The organism is Streptomyces sp. NPDC045967, assembly GCF_056430495.1.
In genome coordinates this window covers 351,848-370,701 of record NZ_JBWKLE010000005.1, presented here as the reverse complement: position 1 = coordinate 370,701, position 18,854 = coordinate 351,848, and the positions used below count along the sequence as shown (strand labels likewise).

Annotated in this window: 16 protein-coding genes; 7 read left to right on the top strand and 9 right to left on the bottom strand. The window is 73.6% G+C overall.

All coding sequences use genetic code 11. From position 1 onward, the window contains the following. Positions 1-5: 5 nt before the first annotated feature. The 3 genes from AC07FY_RS14585 to mshD form a co-directional block, all read right to left on the bottom strand. Positions 6-986 (bottom strand): CHAD domain-containing protein, encoded by a 981-nt coding sequence (locus AC07FY_RS14585; protein WP_479005391.1) that lies wholly within the window; start codon positions 984-986, stop codon positions 6-8. Between the two features lie 4 nt (positions 987-990). Beyond that, entirely contained in the window at positions 991-3,264 is a 2,274-nt protein-coding gene (locus AC07FY_RS14580; RefSeq protein ID WP_479005388.1) for an RNA degradosome polyphosphate kinase, read from the bottom strand. Between the two features lie 953 nt (positions 3,265-4,217). Then, positions 4,218-5,147, bottom strand: coding sequence for a mycothiol synthase (mshD, locus tag AC07FY_RS14575; RefSeq protein ID WP_479005385.1), 930 nt, complete (start codon positions 5,145-5,147; stop codon positions 4,218-4,220). 171 nt (positions 5,148-5,318) lie between these two features. On the opposite strand from mshD, the gene AC07FY_RS14570 reads away from it, so the two are divergent. Continuing rightward, positions 5,319-7,133 (top strand): bifunctional metallophosphatase/5'-nucleotidase, encoded by a 1,815-nt coding sequence (locus AC07FY_RS14570; protein WP_479005382.1) that lies wholly within the window; start codon positions 5,319-5,321, stop codon positions 7,131-7,133. A 92-nt stretch (positions 7,134-7,225) separates the two neighbouring features. On the opposite strand, the gene AC07FY_RS14565 is transcribed toward AC07FY_RS14570, so the two are convergent. Beyond that, complete coding sequence (locus AC07FY_RS14565; protein ID WP_479005379.1) at positions 7,226-8,002, bottom strand: alpha/beta fold hydrolase; 777 nt, start codon at positions 8,000-8,002, stop codon at positions 7,226-7,228. Between the two features lie 124 nt (positions 8,003-8,126). Here AC07FY_RS14565 and AC07FY_RS14560 point away from each other — a divergent pair, with 124 nt between their 5' ends. Together AC07FY_RS14560 and AC07FY_RS14555 are read left to right on the top strand one after the other, a co-directional pair. Then, a complete protein-coding gene (locus AC07FY_RS14560) occupies positions 8,127-8,741 on the top strand; it encodes a TetR/AcrR family transcriptional regulator (protein ID WP_479005376.1) in 615 nt (204 codons plus the stop codon). Between the two features lie 150 nt (positions 8,742-8,891). Then, the gene (locus AC07FY_RS14555; protein WP_479005373.1) at positions 8,892-9,818 is read left to right on the top strand and encodes a phosphatidylinositol-specific phospholipase C; all 927 of its coding nucleotides are present in this window, start codon (positions 8,892-8,894) and stop codon (positions 9,816-9,818) included. Here the strand turns inward: AC07FY_RS14555 and AC07FY_RS14550 are convergent. From AC07FY_RS14550 to AC07FY_RS14530, 5 genes are all read right to left on the bottom strand, one after another. Then, the gene (locus AC07FY_RS14550) at positions 9,798-11,234 is read right to left on the bottom strand and encodes a HAMP domain-containing sensor histidine kinase (protein WP_479005370.1); all 1,437 of its coding nucleotides are present in this window, start codon (positions 11,232-11,234) and stop codon (positions 9,798-9,800) included. The two genes, AC07FY_RS14555 and AC07FY_RS14550, sit on opposite strands and share 21 nt — an antisense overlap. Continuing rightward, a complete protein-coding gene (locus AC07FY_RS14545) occupies positions 11,231-11,965 on the bottom strand; it encodes a response regulator transcription factor (protein ID WP_479005368.1) in 735 nt (244 codons plus the stop codon). Before AC07FY_RS14545 ends, AC07FY_RS14550 begins: the two co-directional genes overlap by 4 nt. A gap of 59 nt (positions 11,966-12,024) precedes the next feature. Continuing rightward, positions 12,025-13,188 (bottom strand): S1C family serine protease, encoded by a 1,164-nt coding sequence (locus AC07FY_RS14540; protein ID WP_479005365.1) that lies wholly within the window; start codon positions 13,186-13,188, stop codon positions 12,025-12,027. A gap of 103 nt (positions 13,189-13,291) precedes the next feature. Beyond that, the gene (locus AC07FY_RS14535; RefSeq protein ID WP_069921253.1) at positions 13,292-14,314 is read right to left on the bottom strand and encodes a LacI family DNA-binding transcriptional regulator; all 1,023 of its coding nucleotides are present in this window, start codon (positions 14,312-14,314) and stop codon (positions 13,292-13,294) included. A 211-nt stretch (positions 14,315-14,525) separates the two neighbouring features. Continuing rightward, positions 14,526-15,278 carry a response regulator transcription factor gene (locus tag AC07FY_RS14530; RefSeq protein WP_479005361.1) on the bottom strand — a complete coding sequence of 251 codons (753 nt, stop codon included), beginning with the start codon at positions 15,276-15,278 and terminating at the stop codon, positions 14,526-14,528. Between the two features lie 529 nt (positions 15,279-15,807). Here AC07FY_RS14530 and AC07FY_RS14525 point away from each other — a divergent pair. The 4 genes from AC07FY_RS14525 to AC07FY_RS14510 all read left to right on the top strand — a co-directional run bounded on the left by AC07FY_RS14525 (position 15,808) and on the right by AC07FY_RS14510 (position 18,657). Then, positions 15,808-16,062, top strand: coding sequence for a MoaD/ThiS family protein (locus tag AC07FY_RS14525; protein WP_190187233.1), 255 nt, complete (start codon positions 15,808-15,810; stop codon positions 16,060-16,062). Between the two features lie 10 nt (positions 16,063-16,072). Then, positions 16,073-17,632 (top strand): hypothetical protein, encoded by a 1,560-nt coding sequence (locus tag AC07FY_RS14520; protein WP_479005358.1) that lies wholly within the window; start codon positions 16,073-16,075, stop codon positions 17,630-17,632. Between the two features lie 63 nt (positions 17,633-17,695). Next, positions 17,696-18,412: an LmeA family phospholipid-binding protein gene (locus tag AC07FY_RS14515; RefSeq protein ID WP_479005355.1), complete on the top strand. Its 717-nt coding sequence runs from the start codon at positions 17,696-17,698 to the stop codon at positions 18,410-18,412. Between the two features lie 155 nt (positions 18,413-18,567). Beyond that, complete coding sequence (locus AC07FY_RS14510; protein WP_350875872.1) at positions 18,568-18,657, top strand: Ms5788A family Cys-rich leader peptide; 90 nt, start codon at positions 18,568-18,570, stop codon at positions 18,655-18,657. The last annotated feature ends 197 nt before the right edge of the window (positions 18,658-18,854 follow it).

The window sequence follows — 18,854 nt, the reverse complement described above, 5'->3', positions numbered from 1 at the left end:
GTCCGTCACCTCCTTGTCAACCCGACCGGGTCGCGCGCGTCCACGGGGGCCGGCAGCCAGATGCGCCGGAAGTCGAGGCGGGCGGTTCCCACCGCGTGCCGCTGGTCCGCGTGCAGGATCCCCAACGCGTAGGCGGTGGCCGGGGCGATCCGCGGGGTCCGGGCCGCCGCCGCCGAGGCGGTCGCCGCCTCCGCCGCGTCCCGGTGGCGGTCCAGCGCCTCGCCCGCGGCCGCCGCGCGCGCCACGTCCCCGCCGAGCGCCTCCCGCGCGTAGCGGTGGGCCCGCAGCAGGCGGCGTACGTCGTGCCAGGACCGGTCGTGGTCGGCGTCGTATGGGTGGGCAACCTCCGCCGGGGGCAGCGCCCGCACCGCCGCCGACAGACGGCTTTCGGCCATCTGCGCCAGCGGCACCAGCACGTCCTCGGCGCGTCCGCCGGCCGCCACCGGATCCAGCGGTACCTCCGAGGCCAGCACCGCCACCGCGTCCGCCACCGCGTGGAAACGGGCCGAGCCGAGGGCCTCGAGGGTCGCCGAGTGGGCGCGGGCGCGGGCCAGGGTGAGCCGGCGCTCCAGCAGCGCGGCCGCCCGCGCCGAGCCTACCGCGAGCGCGCCCTCGGTCCCGCGCGGCGCCGGGACCTCCGCCGGGCCCGACAGCCGGTGCAGCGCCTCCAGCAGCCGCGCCAGCCGGGTGGCGTACGCCTGCTCCCCGGCCAGCGTCGAGGACAACCACACCAGCTCGGTGCGCAGGCCGTCCGCCCAGGAGGACTCGGTCACCGGCCGGAAGGTGGCCAGGGATCCGCTGATCCGGCGCGCCGCCCCCCGCAGGCCGCGCGTCGCATCACCGCCCCCCGCCGCCTCGGCCCCCGCCCAGGACTCCGCCCGGGGGGAGCCCCACTCCGCGTGCAGCCGAAGCCCGCGCAGGAAGGCGGTGGCCTGGGTGCGCAGGTACGTGCCGAGCACGTCACCCGCGCATACCGTCATTGCCATCGGGTCATGGTTTGACTGAGCCACGCCGGCGCCTCCGGGCGTCTATGAGCATCTCCTGTACGTGCCGCAGCGGCTGGCCCTCGGCGTCCGTGCTGTGCCGGGTCCATCCGCCGTCCGGGCCCAGGTGCCAGGAGGAGGTGGCGTCCGACATGCCGGTCTCCAGCATCCGGTCCAGGGCCGCGCGGTGGGCCGGATCGGCGACCCTGACCAGGGCCTCGATGCGGCGGTCGAGGTTGCGGTGCATCATGTCGGCGCTGCCGATCCACACCTCGGGTTCGCCGCCGTTGCCGAAGGCGAAGACCCGGGAGTGCTCCAGGAAGCGGCCGAGGATCGAACGGACCCGGATGTTCTCCGACAGCCCTGCCACCCCGGGGCGCACCGCGCAGATGCCGCGCACCCAGATGTCCACGGGCACACCCGCCCGGGAGGCCCGGTAGAGCGCGTCGATCAGGGCCTCGTCGACGATCGAGTTCATCTTCAGGCGCACGTACGCGGGGCGCCCGGCCAGGTGGTGGACGGCCTCCTTGTCGATGCGGGCGATCAGCCCGTCCCGCAGGGAGCGGGGCGCCACCATCAGCCGGCGGTAGGTCTCGCGGCGCGAGTAGCCCGACAGCCGGTTGAACAGGTCGGAGAGGTCCGCGCCGACCTGCGGGTCGGCGGTGAGCAGGCCGAGGTCCTCGTACAGCCGGGCCGTCTTGGGGTGGTAGTTGCCGGTGCCCACGTGCGAGTAGCGGCGCAGCTGGTCGCCCTCCTGGCGCACGACGAGCGACAGCTTGCAGTGGGTCTTGAGGCCGACGAGCCCGTAGACGACGTGGCAGCCGGACTCCTCCAGCTTGCGCGCCCATTTGATGTTGGCCTGCTCGTCGAACCGGGCCTTGATCTCCACGAGTACGAGCACCTGCTTGCCGGCCTCGGCGGCGTCGATCAGGGCGTCCACGATCGGGGAGTCGCCGGAGGTGCGGTAGAGCGTCTGCTTGATCGCGAGGACGTCCGGGTCGGCGGCGGCCTGCTCCAGGAAGGCCTGCACCGAGGTGGAGAAGGAGTCGTACGGGTGGTGCAGCAGCACGTCCCGCTCGCGCAGCGCGGCGAAGATGTCCGGAGCGGACGCGGACTCCACCTCGGCCAGGTCCCGGTGCGTGCCGGCGACGAACTTGGGGAACTTCAGCTCGGGCCGGTCCAGCGAGGCGATCCCGAACAGGGACGTCAGGTCCAGCGGGCCGGGCAGCGGGTACACCTCGGAGGGGTTGACCTTCAGCTCCTGCACCAGCAGGTCGAGTACGCCCGGGTCGATGGACTCCTCGACCTCCAGGCGCACCGGCGGGCCGAAACGGCGCCGCATGAGCTCCTTCTCCAGGGCCTGCAGCAGGTTCTCGGCGTCGTCCTCCTCCACCTCCAGGTCCTCGTTGCGGGTGACGCGGAACATGTGGTGCGCGAGCACCTCCATGCCGGGGAACAGCTCCTCCAGGTGCGCGGCGATGACGTCCTCCAGCGGGACGTAGCGCTGCGGGGAGGCCTCCAGGAAGCGGGAGAGGAGCGGGGGGACCTTGACCCGGGCGAAGTGGCGGTGGCCGCTGACCGGGTTGCGCACGACCACGGCCAGGTTCAGCGAGAGGCCCGAGATGTACGGGAAGGGGTGCGCGGGGTCGACGGCCAGCGGGGTCAGCACCGGGAAGATCTGGTTGCGGAACAGGGTGAAGAGCCGCGCCTGCTCCTTCTCGGTGAGGTCGGGCCAGCGGATGAGGTGGACGCCCTCCTCGGCCAGGGCCGGGCATATGTCCTGCTGGAAGCAGGCGGCGTGGCGGGCCATGAGCTCGCGCGAGCGCGTCCAGATGAGGTCCAGCACCTCACGGGGCTGGAGCCCTGAGGCCGAACGGGTGGCGACGCCGGTCGCGATGCGGCGCTTGAGGCCGGCCACGCGGACCATGAAGAACTCGTCGAGGTTGCTGGCGAAGATCGCCAGGAAGTTGGCGCGCTCCAGCAGGGGGGTCGTCGGATCCTCGGCGAGCTCCAGCACCCGCTCGTTGAAGGCGAGCCAGCTGCGCTCGCGGTCGAGGAAGCGGCCGGGCGGCAGTTCGCCGCCGTCCTTGTCGTCGTAGGAGTCCAGGTCGGCGTCGAGGTCCGGCTCGAGGTCGACATGCGGGCGGTGCGCGCTGATGGAGCCGATGCGCGCGTGGGCGCCGGTGACGGCCAGGCCGGGCGTTCCCGCGGGGGAGGAGGACGTGGGGGACGGGTGCTGGGCGGGGACCTCGGTGGGCCCGGCGCTGGGCTTGTGGCTCATGACTCCATTCTTCCGCGCGAGGGGCAGGACAGGCGCGTCGGAAGCGTCGGCCGGCGGTTGGAGTCGGGGGTGCATGCGGGGAGGGTCGCAAGCGCGTCTGAATGGGTGGTGAATGGCGCGTGGCGTTCGGGGTGCGGGGCCGTGCCGGGGCCGGGCCGTTGGCCGGAGCCTGGGCCGGGGTGTGCGGGTGCGGCGCCGTTGCGGGGGCGCCGCCCCCGGGCCCCCGCGCCTCAAACGCCGGCGGGGCTGGAAGAGTCCCCGGGCCCCTGCGCCTCAAGCGCGGGCGGGGGTGGAAGATCCCCGGGCCCCTGCGCCTCAAGCGTCGGCGAGGCTGGAAGAGTCCCTGGGCCCTTGCGCCTCAAGCGCGGGCGGGGGTGGGAGATCCCCGGGCCCCTGCGCCTCAAGCGCCGGCGGGGCTGGAAGAGTCCCCGGGTCCCTGCGCCTCAAGCGCGGGCGGGGGTGGAAGAGTCCCTGGGCCCCCGCGCCTCAAACGCCGGCGGGGCTGGAAGATCCGCGGGCCCCTGCGCCTCAAGCGTGGGCGGGGGTGGAAGATCCGCGGGCCCCTGCGCCTCAAGCGTGGGCGGAGGTGGAAGAGTCCCCGGGCACCCGCGCCTCAAACGCCGGCGGGGCTGGGAGGGGCCCTTGGGCCCGTTCGGTTGGGGGCGGGGGTGCGGGGCCCCTCCGGGGTGTCTCCTCGGCTCGCGCGCTGAGGCGGATTGACGTGCCGGGGCCGGGTTGCGCGCTCGTCCTGCAGGACACCCCTGCACGGCCCACACCCCTCGGCTGACGAAGCCGGGGCGTGGGGCGGGGGCGCGGAGGAGGGGCGCCGCAGGACGAGCGCGCGAGCCGGGCGGGGCGTTCGCAGGCGGGGGTTTGGGCGCGAGCCGAGGAGACACTCCGGAGTGCCCCGGCCCCGCACCTCCGCGGGGCCGAACCGGTTCCCCCGGGGGGTGTCAGCTTTCCGTGCGGTACATCAGGTCCACCTCGTGCGTCGTGAAGCCCAGGCGTTCGTAGACGGCCAGGGCCGAGGGGTTGTCGGCGTCGACGTACAGCATCGCCGTGGGGAGGCCCGCCGCGGCGAGGTGGCGCAGGCCGATCGTGGTCAGGGCCTTGCCGAGGCCGCCGCCCTGGGCGCCGGGGCGGACGCCGACCACGTAGACCTCGCCCAGCTGCTCGGCCCGGTGGATCTTCGTCCAGTGGAAGCCGACCAGTTCCCCGGCCCGCTCCGCGAGGAAGAACCCCTCCGGGTCGAACCACGGCTGGGCGATCCGGTCGTCCAGGTCCCGCTGGGTGAGCGAGCCCTGCTCGGGGTGGTGGGCGAAGGCGGCGGCGTTCGCCGCGAGCCAGGCCGCGTCGTCGGCGCCGGGCACGAAGGTCCGTACGGTCACGCCCGCCGGGAGCACCGGCTCCGGCAGCGGGTCGGCGTCCGGGCCGAGCGGGCGGCGCAGCTGGCGCAGCTCGCGGAAGAGGGTCAGGCCGAGCACCTGCGCCAGGTGCCGGGCAGCGGACTTGCCGCCGTGCGCCCACACCCGGATCCGCTTGCCGGAGGCGGCCAGCAGGGCCGTGCCCAGGGCCCGCCCGTGGCCGCGGCCGCGCAGCGAGGGGTGGACGACGAGCTCGGCGGCGGGGGCCTCCACCGGGTCGGTGTCCTCCAGCTGCCCGTACCCGCAGAGCCGGCCGCTCTCGGTGAGCAGGAAGTGCCGGATGCCCGGGCGCGGTCCGCCGCGGAGCTGGAGGCGGCCCTGTTCGGACACGGCGGTGGTGCCGTCGGTGCGTGCCGCGTCCTCGATGAGGGCCAGGACCGCCCCGGCCTGTTCCTCCGTCAGCTCGTCGAGGGTCTCAATCTGCCGTCCCGGCTCCAGGGCCGCTGCTGCGTCAGTCATGGCTTGAGCCTACGACCGCGGCGGGCGGCCGGGCGGGTGCGGCCCCGGGCGGGGGTCCGTCTTCTGTGCGTAACCACCTCGATACCCGTTACCCCCTGTCGTGCTACGCGCGTTGACCATAGGCTGCGGCCGACCTCCCAAGTTCGTATCGCTGTCCACAAAGGGGACTAAATGTCAGCGACGCCACAACGGCACCGCCGCACCCGCCGGTTGACCCTCACCGCTCTCGCTGTCACGGCAGGGGCCGGGGCGATGGTCGCCGCCGCTCTGCCGGCCGGCGCCGCGAGTGGTGGTGGTGCCGCCAAGAGCCGGACCGTCGACGTGCAGCTGCTGTCGTTCAACGACTTCCACGGCACGCTCGAGCCCGCGCAGGGCTCCTCCGGCAACGTGACCGAGCGTCAGGCCGACGGCACCACCAAGGCCATACCCGCGGGCGGTGTCGAGTACCTCGCCACCAGCCTGCGCGAAGCCCGCAAGGGCCACGAGTACTCCGTCACCGCCGCCGCGGGCGACATGATCGGCGGCAGCCCGATGCTGTCCGGGCTCTTCCACGACGAGCCGAGCATCGAGGCGCTGAACAAGCTCGACCTGGACGTCACCGGCGTCGGCAACCACGAGTTCGACGAGGGCAAGGCCGAGCTGCGCCGCATGGCGTACGGCGGCTGCCACCCGGTCGAGGGCTGCTTCGAGCCCGGCAAGGAGTTCACCGGCTCCGAGTTCAAGTTCCTCGCCGCGAACGTCACGGACGAGAAGACCAAGCGTCCGATGATGAACCCCACCTTCATCTGGAAGAAGGGGGACGTGAAGATCGGCTTCATCGGCGTCACCCTGGAGGGCACCGCGGACATCGTCACCGCCGAGGGCGTCAAGGGCCTGAAGTTCGAGGACGAGGTCGAGACGGTCAACAAGTACGCCGCCGAGCTGAACAAGCAGGGCGTGAAGTCGATCGTCGCGCTGATCCACGAGGGCGGACTGCCCGCGAGCGGCGCGTACAACTACGACTGCGACACCCCGGGCGCCGGCGCCGGCATCTCCGGTCCGATCGTGGACATCGCCAAGAACCTCGACCCGAAGGTCGACGCGCTGGTCACCGGCCACACGCACCAGGCGTACGCCTGCACCATCCCCGACCCGGCGGGCAACCCGCGCATGGTGACCTCGGCCGCCTCCTACGGCCGGCTGTTCACGGACACCACGCTGACCTACGACCGGCAGACCAAGGACATCGTCCGTACGCCGGTCAGCTCGCCCAAGCCGGTCAACAAGCTCGTCAGCCGCGACCAGCCCAAGGCCGCGGACATGACCGAGCTGATCCAGCGGTGGAGCGAGCTCGCGGCCCCGATCGCGAACCGCCCGCAGGGCTTCATCTCGGCCGACATCCCGGGCCGCGGCTCGGAGGCGCCGGAGAAGCCGCTCGGCGACCTGATCGCCGACGCGCAGCTCGACGCGCTCGCCCCGGCCGACAAGGGTGGCGCGCAGCTGGCCCTCATGAACCCGGGTGGCATCCGTGCCGACCTCGCCTACAAGGCGTCCGGGGCCGAGGGCGACGGTGTGGTGACGTACGGCGAGTCCTACACCGTCCAGCCGTTCAGCAACATGATGAACATCGTGGACCTGACCGGTGCGCAGCTGATCACCGCGCTCCAGCAGCAGGTGAGCGGCCCGGTCAACGGCGCCAGCCCGAAGATCCTCCAGGTGTCCAAGGGCTTCACGTACACCCTCGACATGACCAGGTCCGGTGCGGACCGCGTCGTCGTGGACTCGGTGAGGCTGAACGGCGCGGCGATCGACCCCGCCCGGACCTACCGGGTCGCGATGAACGAGTTCCTCGCGGGCGGCGGTGACGGCTTCACCGTCCTGAAGGAGCACAAGAACAAGCTGGTCGGCGCCTCCGACCTGGACTGCTTCAACGCCTACCTGGGCAAGTCGACCGCGGCGAACCCGATCGTGCCCCCGGCGGCGGACCGGATCACGGTCGTCAAGTAGCAGCCGAGGCACCCGCGTCACCCGCGTTACCGCACGCCCGGAGGGGCGGTGGGCCTACAGGGCCCGCCGCCCCTCCGGCGTTCCCGCTGCGCCTACAGGGTCGCGAGGAAGGACCGGACGGCCCGGTTGAAGCCCTCCGGATCCTGGAAGGGCACGAAGTGCTCGGTGTCCAGGGCGGTGTACGCGGTCCGGGGCCGCCGGGAGACCATCGCGTCGGCCAGCTCCCGGGAGAGCGCCTCGCTGCGCAGGCCGTGGATCAGCAGCGCCGGGCACGTGCTCGCCAGCCAGACGTCCCAGCGGTCGCCGTAGGACCCGGCGAGGGTGGTGAGGGTGTCCTGCGGGTGGAAGGGCAGCCGCCAGCCGTCGCCCTCGGGGCGCAGCGCGGGGGCGTAGGTGGGCCCCATCGGCCCGAGGGCGGTGATGAGTTCTTCGCGGGTCGGCGCGGTGTAGGGGAGGTCGTGCAGGAAGGCCCAGAAGTCGGGGCCGTCCTTGGGCGCGACCTCCACGGGGGAGTCCACGATGACCATCGCGGAGACCAGGTCGGGGCGGGCGGCGGCCAGGTGGTAGGCGTTGGTGCCGCCGAGGGAGAAGCCGAGCACGGGCACGGGGCCGCCCGGATCGAGGTGTTCCAGGAGGGCGACGGCGTCGCCCACGTAGCCCTCGCGGTCATAGGCGGGTGTGCGGTCGGAGTCGCCGTGGCCGCGCTGGTCGGGGGCGATGACCCGCCACTCGTCGCGCAGAGCGGCGGCCAGGCCGGTGTAGGCGGCCGCTTCGGAGAGGCCGCCGTGCAGGGCGAGCAGCGGGCGGCCGGTGCCCCCGAAGTCAAGGTAGGACAGGGTCCGGTCGTCGATCTTCAGCTCGTGGCGCATGGCGCGTGCCTCCCGTTGGCCCGTGGATCAGTGCCGGTGGCTCCACCCTGCCAGGACTTGGGCAAGCGCGCAATACATACGTCTAGGGCGCTTGCCCAAAACCTGCCGCGGATACGATCCCGCCATGGGAAATCGCGAGGACCTGCTGGCCGGAGCCCGGCGCTGCCTTGAGGAGAAGGGGTACCTGCGGACGACCGTGCGCGACATCGCCACGGCGTCGAAGGTGAGCATGGCCGCGATCGGCTACCACTTCGGATCGCGGGAGGCGCTGCTCAACCAGGCGCTCTTCGCCGCGATGGACGAGTGGGCCGCGGGGTCGGGCAGGCTCGCCGGGCAGGGCGCGACGGCCGCGCGGCGCTACGCCGACACCTGGGACCGCAAGATCCGGGACTTCGGCGACATGCGCTGGCTGTGGATCGCCAACGTCGAGGCGTTCGTGCACGCGCAGTCCTCTCCGGAACTGCTGGCCACCCTCGCCGAGGGGCAGCGCGGGTCCCGCCGGATGGTGGCCGCCCAGCTGCTCGGGGTGTCCGAGGAGGCCGTCGCCGAGGAGGACGTACGGGCCCTCGGGTCGGTGCACCTCGCGCTGCTGACCGGGGTGATGGTCCAGCACCTCACCGACCCGGAGCAGACCCCCGACGGGCGGGCGATCGTCCGGGGGCTGCGGATGATGACGGGACTGCTGGCGGACGAGGGGGAGGACGGGGGCGAGGGTGCGGGCGCGGGCGCGGGCCGGTAGGGCCTGCCGCGTGCAACCTCGCCCGATGTGCCCCAACTCGCCCGCCCCGCAGGCAAGTTGTCGCAAGGAACCGCCTCTACCGACGGGTAGTAAAGGCCGCTGCCGCACGCCATAATCCGGTCCCACGACTGGGTCGGCAAAGGGGCGGACATGGGCATCGGCACGAGCACGGACACGGACACGGGCACCGGCACGGGAACCGGACGGGGGCTGGACCGGCGGAGGTTCCTGACCGGGGCGGGGGCACTGGCGGCGGGCGTGGCCGTCGGCCTCGCGGCACCGCCCGCCGCGGCCACCGCACTGGGCACCCAGGACTGGATGGCCGGCCTCGGCGACGCGACGCCCCTCCAGCGGATGACCCTTCCCGGCACGCACGACTCCGGCGCCACCAAGGGCGGTCTCTACGTCGCCTGCCAGAACACCTCGATCGCCCAGCAGCTCGACTCCGGCATCCGGTTCCTCGACGTCCGCTGCCGGGTGACGGGCGGCTCCTTCGCCATCCACCACGCCGCCTTCTTCCAGGACCTGATGTTCGGGGACGTCCTCGTCGCCTGCGGGAACTTCCTCGCCGCACACCCGGGCGAGACCGTCCTGATGCGCGTCAAGCAGGAGTACTCCGCAGAGAGCGACGCCGCCTTCCGCGCCGTCTTCGACGACTACCTCGACCGCCGCGGATGGCGCCCGCTGTTCCGGATCGCCGACACCCTGCCCACGCTGGGCCAGGCCCGCGGCAAGGTGGTCCTGCTCGCCGACAACGGCGGACTGCCCGGTCTGCGCTACGGCGACGGCACCGTCTTCGACATCCAGGACGACTGGAACGCCGAGCCCTTCGCCAAGCGGGGCATGATCGAGAACCACTTCCGCAAGGCCGTCCAGCAGCCCGGCCGGCTCTTCGTGAACTACGTCAGCACCTCGGCGTACATGCCGCCGCGCTGGAACTCCGACCGTCTCAACCCGCAGGTCCACGCCTTCGTCGACGGCGCTGAGATGGCCGGCCGGACCGGGCTCGGCATCGTGCCGATGGACTTCCCGAACACCCGCTCCGGCCTGGTCGCCTCACTGATCCGGCACAACTGAGGTCCCGGGCGGAGGGGACGGCGCCCCGGGGATGCGCAGCACCGCCTCCGCCCCCGGGCCGCCGTCCGCCGCCGCCCGCAGCTCGGCGCTCCCGCCCGCGCGGGCCACCGTACGGGCCACGATCGACAGGCCGAGGCCGCTCCCGGGCAGGGCGCGCGCCGAGGGCGAGCGCCAGAACCGCTCGAAGACGTGCGGGAGGTCCTCGGCCGGGATCCCCGGGCCGTGGTCCCGTACGCGCAGCTCACCCGCCCGCAGCGTCACCTCCACCGCGCCGCCCGGCGGGCTGAACTTCACCGCGTTGTCCAGAACATTGACCACCGCCCGCTCCAGCGCGGCCGCCTCGCCCCGTACGTACCAGGGCTCCAGGTCGGAGCCGAACTCCAGCTCCGGGCCGCGCAGCCGGGCCCGGGACAGCGCGGCCCCGGCGATCTCGTGCAGGGCCACCACCTCCAGCGGCCCGGGGGACACGGCGTCCGGGCGGGACAGCTCCTGCAGGTCGCCGATCAGCGCGGCGAGCTCGGTCATCTGCGCCTTCACCGAGGCGAGCAGCTCCCTACGGTCCTCGGGCGGGATGGCACGGCCGGTGTCCTCGCTGCGCGCCAGCAGCTCGATGTTGGTCCGCAGCGAGGTCAGCGGTGTGCGCAGCTCGTGCCCGGCGTCGGCGATCAGCTGCGCCTGGCGTTCCTGGGAGGAGGCCAGGGCCGCCGTCATGGAGTTGAAGGAGCGCGACAGGCGGGCGATCTCGTCGTCGCCGTCGTCGGGGATCCGGACGGTGAGGTCCTCGGTACGGGCGATGTGCTCGACCGCGCCCGTCAGTTCGTCGACGGGCCGCAGGCCGGTCCGGGCCACCCACAGTCCGGCCGCGCCCGCCCCGACCACGCCGATGCCGCACACCAGCAGCAGCACCCAGGCCAGGGTGGACAGCGGCTTCTCGATGTCGCCGAGCGGCTTGGCCACGGACAGTGCGGCCGGCACGCCGTTCACGACGGCGGGCTGGGTGTAGACGCGCACGGCCACGGCGTCGGAGGTGGTCGAGTCGTAGAGCGCGGCGCCCCGCAGCCGCTTGGCCACCTCCAGCTCGGTCCCGGTGACCGTGAGGGTGCTCTTGCCGTCGACCCAGCACTGCCGGCCGTCGGGCAGGACGACCTGCACCTGGGCACTGAGGTTGTTGGGCGCCCGGTCGGACACGGAGCTGCCGGCGATGCACCGGCCCCCGGACGCCTCGAACACCTGCTGGGCCTGGGCGACCGCGTTGGTGGCCCGCAGCGAGCTGTCGAGCTGGTCGCGGAGCTGGGAGCGCACCATCACCCACGACACCGCGGCCACGGCCGCCACGGCCAGCGCCACCGCCACCGCCACCAGCAGCGCGAGGCGGGAGCGCAGCGGCAGGGCGCGGAATCCGGCGGCGGGGTTCACTCCGGTCCGCTCTCGCCGGCCCGCAGGACGTAGCCCACTCCGCGCACGGTGTGCACCAGGCGGGGCTCGCCGCCCGCCTCGGTCTTGCGCCGCAGGTACATCACGTACACGTCCAGGGAGTTGGAGCTGGGCTCGAAGTCGAAGCCCCAGACGGTCTTGAGGATCTGCTCGCGGGTCAGGACCTGGCGCGGGTGGGCGAGGAACATCTCCAGCAGGGTGAACTCGGTGCGGGTCAGCTCCACCGGGCGCCCGGCCCGGGTGACCTCGCGGGTGGCCAGGTCCATGCGCAGGTCGCCGAAGGTCAGCGCGTCCTCGGTGTCCTCGCCGCCGCTCTGCTGGGCGGCGTAGGAGCTGCGGCGGAGCAGGGCGCGGACGCGGGCGAAGAGCTCGTCCAGCTCGAAGGGCTTGACCAGGTAGTCGTCGGCGCCCGCGTCGAGTCCGGTGACGCGGTCGCCGACGGTGTCGCGGGCGGTGAGCATCAGGACCGGGACGACGCTGCCGGCGGCGCGCAGCCGCCGGGCGGCCGTCAGGCCGTCCATCCGGGGCATCTGGATGTCGAGGACGATCAGTTCGGGGGCGTACGAGGCCGTCTTCTCCAGGGCGTCGATCCCGTCGACCGCGGTCTGGACGGCGTACCCCTCGAAGGCGAGGCTGCGGCGCAGGGCCTCGCGGACGGCCGGCTCGTCGTCGACGACGAGGATCCGGTGCTGGTCGCCTTCGGTGGGATGCACGGGTGGTCCCCCAGAGTCGTGTGCGGAGCGGACGGGCGCCTCCAGCCTCGCACGACGGGCTAGGAGGAGGTGCCGTAGCCGAAGGCGGAACCGCCGCTGCCACTGCCGCTGCCGCCGGTGTCCGCGCCGCCGGGGCCGCCCTTGCGCAGGGAGTCCAGGTCGGCCTTGACGGTGTCGACCGGGATGGCGAAGCCGAGCCCGACGCTGCCGGCTGCGCTGCCGCTGCTCGGCGAGTAGATCGCCGAGGGCATGCCCACGACCTTGCCGTTCATGTCGAACAGGGCGCCGCCCGAGTTGCCCGGGTTGAGGGAGGCGTCCGTCTGGATGGCCTTGTAGGTGGCCGTGTCCGAGCCGGGATCGCCGTTGAACTGCTGCCCGCCGTACGAGAAGGGCCAGCCGTCGCCCTGCTGCCGACGGGACTGCTGCTCGGGTTTGGCGACGTTCACCTCCCGCTCGAGGGCGGAGACGATGCCGCTGGTGACGGTGCCCGTGAGGCGGTCGGGGGAGCCGATGGCGACGACCTCGTCGCCCACCTTGAGGCTGCCGGAGTCGCCGAGCACGGCGGGTGTGAGGCCGCGGGCGTCCTGGAGCTCGATCAGGGCCAGGTCCTTGTCGGGGTCGGTGCCGACGGTCTTGGCGGTGTACGTCTTGCCGTCGCTCGTCGTCACCCGGATCTCGGAGGCGCCGCTGACGACGTGGTTGTTGGTGACGATCTCGCCGTCGGCGGTGATGACGATGCCGGAGCCGGTGCCCTGGCCGGAGCCGGTGCGGGTGTCGATGCGGACCACGGAGGGGCTCGCCTGCTCGGCGACGCCGGAGACCGTGCCGGTGCTGGACCGGGAGACGTTCGTCCCGCTGACCGCGCCGGCGCCGGTCGCGCCCGGGGCGCCCGTCAGCTGCTGGACGGCGGCCGCGGTGCCGCCGCCGACCACGGCCGCGGCGAGGGCGACGGCGGCGAGGAGGGCGCCGGGCTTCTTCGCCCGCCGGGCGGGGGCGGCGTGCGCCGGCCCCGGCGGGATGCCGGCGCCGTCCCCGCCGGCGCGCGTGCCGCCGCTGTCGCCGCCGCTCGTGTCGCCGCCCGTACCGCCGCTGTGGCCGGCGGCCACCGGGGCGACCGTCTCGCCCCGGATCACCGGCGGCCGGTGCGCCTCGTGCCAGCCGGGGGCGGTGGGCGGGTGCTCCTGCGGGTACTCGGCGCCTTCGCGGCGGAAGTTCTCGGTCATGGCCCCGACTCTGCCGACCGTTGATGAGAGCTTCCTGAGCCCGGCCTGAGAAGCCCGGCAGAACCGCGCGGGCCCGAAAGCAAGGGCGTCCGCCCGTGAATCCCTAGCGGCAGCCGCAGGAGCGGCGGATCACCAGGGCCGACGGGAACTGTTTCAGGCGCTCGCGGCGGGAGCCGGCCACGCGCAGGGCGTCGTCCAGGACGAGGTCCACCGCCGCTCGGGCCATCGCCGGGCGGTCCGAGGCGATCGTGGTCAGCGGCGGGTCCGTGAGGGCCGCCTCCTTCACGTCGTCGAAGCCCGCGACGGCCAGCTCCCCCGGCACGTCGATCCGCAGCTCGCGGGCCGCGCGGAGCACACCGATGGCCTGGTCGTCCGTGGCGCAGAAGATCGCCGGCGGCCGGTCGGGGCCGGACAGCACCTCCAGGGCCACCCGGTAGGCGTCGTACCGGTTGTAGGGCGCCTCGAAGAGCCGGCCCTCCACCGAGCGGCCGGACTCCAGCATGGCCCGGCGCCAGCCCTCGACGTGGTCGGCCACCGGGTCGCCGACCGACGGGGTGTTCTCGACCCCGCCGATGCAGGCGACGTACGCGTGACCGTGCTCCAGCAGGTGCCGGGTCGCCATCTGGGCGCCGCCGATGTCGTCCGTGATGACCGCGACGTCGTCGATCGCCTCCGGACGCTCGTGCAGCAGGACCACCCGCGCGTCCCACGCCTCGATCTCGGACGCAGCCCGTTCGCTCATGCCCTGGCTGACCAGGATCAGGCCCGAGACCCGCATGCCGAGGAACGCCCGCAGGTAGTGGACCTCGCGCTCGTCGCGGTAGTCGGAATTGCCGACGAGCACCATCTTCCCGCGCTCGGCGGCGGCCTGCTCGACCGCGTGCGCCATTTCCGCGAAGAACGGCTGCCGGGCATCGGGGACGATCATGCCTATGAGGTCGGTGCGCCGCGAGGCCATCGCCTGGGCGACCCGGTCCGGGCGGTAGCCCAGCTCCTTGATCGCGGCGAGTACACGCTCGCGCGTGGCCGGGGCGACCGGCCGGGGTCCGTTGTTGATGACGTAGCTCACGACGGCGGTAGAGGTACCCGCAAGTCGCGCCACGTCATCCCGCGTCACCTTGGCCACGCGCGGCAGTCTACGCGGGGTGACCTGCCTGTGGGCAGGGCGTCTGCGGAGTGGATGCTCACAGATCCTTCCGCCGACCGGGTGACGCCCGCACGGACCGGTGCCCAGCCCCGCGCGGCGGCCGCCCGGGCAGCCTGAACCGCGCCCCGTGAAGCTTGCGCCGCACCCCCGTGCACCCCGCGGCGCAGGCCCGTGGAACCCGCGGCGCAGCCTAGGCGGTGGCCGTCGCGGCGGCCTGGGCCGCCGCCTTCGCCGCCGCCTGCGCCGCGGCCTCGGCAGCCGCCCGCTCCACCTTCTCCGGCGTGACGAAGCGGTAGCCGACGTTGCGCACCGTACCGATCAGCGACTCGTGCTCGGGGCCGAGCTTCGCGCGCAGCCGCCGTACGTGGACGTCGACCGTCCGGGTGCCCCCGAAGTAGTCGTAGCCCCAGACCTCCTGCAGCAGCTGGGCCCGGGTGAAGACCCGGCCCGGGTGCTGCGCGAGGTACTTGAGCAGCTCGAACTCCTTGAAGGTCAGGTCAAGGACCCGGCCCTTCAGCTTCGCCGAGTAGGTCGCCTCGTCCACGGACAGGTCACCGTTGCGGATCTCCATGGGGGAGTCGTCCGAGCCGAGCTGCTGGCGGCCGGTGGCCAGCCGCAGCCGCGCCTCGACCTCGGCGGGGCCGGCCGTGTCCAGGAGCACGTCGTCGATGCCCCAGTCGGCGGTGACGGCCGCGAGGCCGCCCTCGGTGACGACCAGGATCAGCGGGCAGCCCGGACCGGTGGAGCGCAGCAGCTGGCACAGCGAACGCACCTGCGGGAGGTCGCGGCGGCCGTCCACGAGGATGACGTCGGCGCCCGGGGTGTCGACGAGGGCCGGACCCTCGGCGGGCGCCACCCGGACGTTGTGCAGCAGGAGGCCGAGCGCGGGCAGCACCTCGGTGGACGGCTGCAGGGCGTTGGTCAGCAGCAGGAGAGAGCTCATGTCCGCCCACCTGCCCGGTTCGGACGGTTCTGCACGGATCGCTGGTCCATCACGTCGGTTCCTCCTCGGTCCCGTCGAGGACGTGCGCGGTACTGCTTCGTACGGTGACGCGGGTGCCTTCGGCGGTGTCCGTCCGGGCCCCGCGCCCTGGAGCCCCGGCGGACACAGCCGTTCCGGCTTTTCTCGGTTCGTTCAACGTGCTGAAAGCACAAAAGGACCCGGGGGCAACATTGCCCGGATCCTCTCGCCAGCAGAATAGCCCACGGCTCCCGGCCCGGCAGGGGTCTGCGCCGGTCCGCTTCTGTGGTTCCCGCCACGCCCCTGACCTGGGGGCACGTTCGGTGGTGGCTGGGGTGTTTGCCGGTGTTTGCCCGGGTGTCACCGGATCGGCGGCCCGCCGGGCGGGGCGGCGGGGCCCCGGGGGCGCACCCGGGGGCGCGCCGAGGCACACCGGTGCGGGGCGCGGAGGCGTCATCATGGAGGCCGACGGTGGAGAGCCGACGGTGGAGAGCCGACGATAGGAGTCGCAGTGGCAACCGGAACCATCCGCTACTGGGCGGCGGCCAAGGCCGCGGCCGAGACGGCGGAGGAGCCGTACTCGGCGCGCACGCTGGCCGAGGCGCTCGACGCCGTGCGGGAACGCCACCCCGGGGAACTGACCCGGGTCCTGCTGCGCTGCTCCTTCCTGGTGAACGACGAACCCGTGGGCAAGCGCCCGCACGACGCCGTCCTGCTGACCGAAGGGGGCACCGTCGAGGTGCTCCCGCCGTTCGCGGGCGGGTGAGCGGGAGCCGATGAGCACGCCTGAGGAACAGCAGCGGTACGAGCAGGACCGGCAGCGGTACGAGCAGGACCGGCAGCGGTACGAGCAGCAGCAGTACGACCAGCAGCGGTACGACCAGCAGCAGTACGGGATGCGGCAGCAGCACGAGCAGGACCAGCAGCAGCCGCCGTCGCCGCACGAGCAGCAGCAGGGCGGGTCCCCGCAGCAGTACCAGGACCCGTACGGTACGCAGACCTGGCAGTCCGACACCTGGGACACCGGGTACCAGCCGGTGCACGCGCCGCTGGGCGCGGTGCCCGGGCAGCCCGTCGCCCCCGAGGGCTGGTTCCGCGACGAGGACCCGGCGCCCGCCCCGGCCCGGAACTGGTCCGATCCCGCTCCCGTCCAGGACTGGTCCGCGCCCGCCCCGGCCGCCCAGGAGTGGTCCGCCCCGGCTCCGGCCGAGGACTGGTCCCATCCGGCTCCGGCCGCCGAGCAGACCGCCTATCTGCCGCCGTACCCGGGCCACGCCTCCGGCCCCGAATCCGGTCCCGCGCCGCAGTCGGCCGCGCCGGAGGGCTGGTTCCGCGAGGAGGGCGCGGAACCCGCTCCCGCGCCGGGCTGGGCCGAGACCACCGCCTACCTCCCGCCCCAGGCGGCGGAGCCCCCGGCCGAGCAGACCGCGTACCTGCCGCCGGTCTCGGCGGCGGAGCCCCCGGCCGAGCAGACCGCGTACCTGCCGCCCGTCGCGGCCGCGGAGCCCGTGTCGCCGCTGCCCGCCGGTGAGGCGCCGGAGTACTCGCCGCCCACGCTCGGCGGCAACACCCTGCGCGCCGTCGACCCGGCGCAGGCCCGTGCCGAGGGCCGGTCGCCGATCATCGACCCGGGTCCGCAGCCGGCCATACTGACCGCCGTCCTCGGAAGTCTGCTGGCCGGGGCCGCCGCGCTCGGCCAGTACGCCCTGCTCCTGCCGCTGGTCCTCCTCCAGGGGCTCACCGCGGCCGGCTGGTTCCGCCTCAACGGCATGTGGCCCGCCCGCCAGGGCATCGCGCTGGCCTTCGCCGGAGCCCTCGTCGCCGACGCGGCGGTGCTCGCGGTGGACGGGGCGAACGGTCCCGGGGCGATCATCGGCACCCTCGGGGCCTGGGTGCTGCTGACCCTCGTCCTCCAGCTGCGCAGCCACGCGGACCCCGACGAGCGGATGTACGGCCTGATGGCCTCGGTGGCCTCGGCCGCCCTCGCCATCGTCTGCGCCGGATACCTGGCCGCGGACACCGCCGCCGTCACCGTCGGCGCCGCGGCCGTCGCGGTGGCCGTCTTCGCCCGCGCCCTGCCGCTGCCCGCCGCACCCTCCGTCGGCGTCTCGCTGGCCGCCGCCGCCGGAGCCGGCATCGCCGTCGGCCCGCTGTCGGGAACCGGGGTGGGCGGCGGAGCGCTGCTCGGCCTCGTCGCCGGGGTGTGCGCGCTGGTCGGGCTGCGCGTGGCGGCGTACGACTACCCGTCGAAGTTCGTCCACATGACGGCCGGCGTCGCGCTGCCGCTGGCGGTCGCGGCCCCCGCCGTCTACCTGATCGGTCGGGTGGTGGGCTGATCTCCGTCCGACGGGGCGCATGGTCCACTAGAACGCACGTACCGACAAGTAGGGGGAGGGCACGTGCGTTTCCTGCGCGCCGTCGTGATCATCGGAGTGGTTCTGGGGGCCCTGTTCACAGGGGCCGACCGGTGGGCCGTGACCTATGCGGAGAACCGGCTGGCCGACCGGATCCAGGCCCGGCAGGGGCTGGCCGGCTCCGCGGAGGTGGAGATCGACGGGTTCCCGTTCCTGACCCAGGCGCTGAGCCATGAGCTGGACCGCGTCGACCTGCGGCTCCGGGGCGTCGACGTGAGCGCGGAGGGCCGCAAGACGCGATTGTCCGAGCTGGACGCCACCTTCCGCGGCGTGAAGCTGAACGGGGACTACAGCGGCGGCACCGCCGCACGGGCCGAGGGCACCGGCCTGATCACGTACGCCGACCTCACCGCCGCCTCGCAGACCGGTGCGACCCTGTCCTACGGCGGGGCGCCGAACAAGGTGCGGGTGAGCGCGGCGGTGGAGGTCCTCGGCAGGTCGCTGAGCCACAGCGTGGTGTCGACGATCACCCTCGAGGACGCGAAGGACGGCAAGGGCGGCAAGATCGTCCGGGTGCGGGCCGACGAGGTGCCGGGCGAGGGGATCCCCGGCGTCGAGGAGCGGGTCCGCAAGAGGACCGACTTCGAGCGCGACCTCGACGGCGGGCTGCCCTCGGGCCTGCACCTGTCCGCCCTGACGTCGGACGAGACCGGGGTGCACCTCACGCTGGGCGGTACGGACGTGGCGCTAACCGGATCGTGAGACGGCAGGGTCCGATCCGCAGAAGAACGGGCCCCGCGGGGTCTGCGGAGGGGGCCGCGGCGGGCGTCGGCGCGGTTGTCATCCCAGCATTCGGACGATCCTGTCTCGGAATATGACACACCGGTGACAGGGCGGCCAGTTCGTCCCTACGATCCATGGCTATGAAGCATCAGCAGGCGGACCTCACGAAGCGGCGGGCAGTAGACCTGTGTCGCGTCGCCGCCATGCTCTGTCGATCCATGTGACGTGTGAGCGCATCCGCTCCACCAGCGCCGGACGACGGCCCTTCCCGCGTGACCGCACCTGCCTCCGGATCCCCTGACGCCCCGCGCGCCGGACCGGATCCGCGAAAGCACCCGGACGTACGCACGCCCCGCACCACCCGGCAGCACAGCAGTCCGCAGCCGGCCGGTGCGCAGCCCAGCCAGCACCGCCCGCACCC

Bases quoted from the DNA above. Each gene is read 5' to 3' on its own strand.
- AC07FY_RS14510 (WP_350875872.1), top strand. From the start codon at position 18,568: ATGGCTATGAAGCATCAGCAGGCGGACCTCACGAAGCGGCGGGCAGTA.
- mshD (WP_479005385.1), bottom strand. From the start codon at position 5,147: ATGACTGACGCAGCAGCGGCCCTGGAGCCGGGACGGCAGATTGAGACC.
- AC07FY_RS14585 (WP_479005391.1), bottom strand. From the start codon at position 986: ATGGCAATGACGGTATGCGCGGGTGACGTGCTCGGCACGTACCTGCGC.
- AC07FY_RS14565 (WP_479005379.1), bottom strand. From the start codon at position 8,002: ATGCGCCACGAGCTGAAGATCGACGACCGGACCCTGTCCTACCTTGAC.
- AC07FY_RS14580 (WP_479005388.1), bottom strand. From the start codon at position 3,264: ATGAGCCACAAGCCCAGCGCCGGGCCCACCGAGGTCCCCGCCCAGCAC.
- AC07FY_RS14520 (WP_479005358.1), top strand. From the start codon at position 16,073: ATGAGCACGCCTGAGGAACAGCAGCGGTACGAGCAGGACCGGCAGCGG.
- AC07FY_RS14540 (WP_479005365.1), bottom strand. From the start codon at position 13,188: ATGACCGAGAACTTCCGCCGCGAAGGCGCCGAGTACCCGCAGGAGCAC.
- AC07FY_RS14570 (WP_479005382.1), top strand. From the start codon at position 5,319: ATGTCAGCGACGCCACAACGGCACCGCCGCACCCGCCGGTTGACCCTC.
- AC07FY_RS14530 (WP_479005361.1), bottom strand. From the start codon at position 15,278: ATGAGCTCTCTCCTGCTGCTGACCAACGCCCTGCAGCCGTCCACCGAG.
- AC07FY_RS14560 (WP_479005376.1), top strand. From the start codon at position 8,127: ATGGGAAATCGCGAGGACCTGCTGGCCGGAGCCCGGCGCTGCCTTGAG.
- AC07FY_RS14555 (WP_479005373.1), top strand. From the start codon at position 8,892: ATGGGCATCGGCACGAGCACGGACACGGACACGGGCACCGGCACGGGA.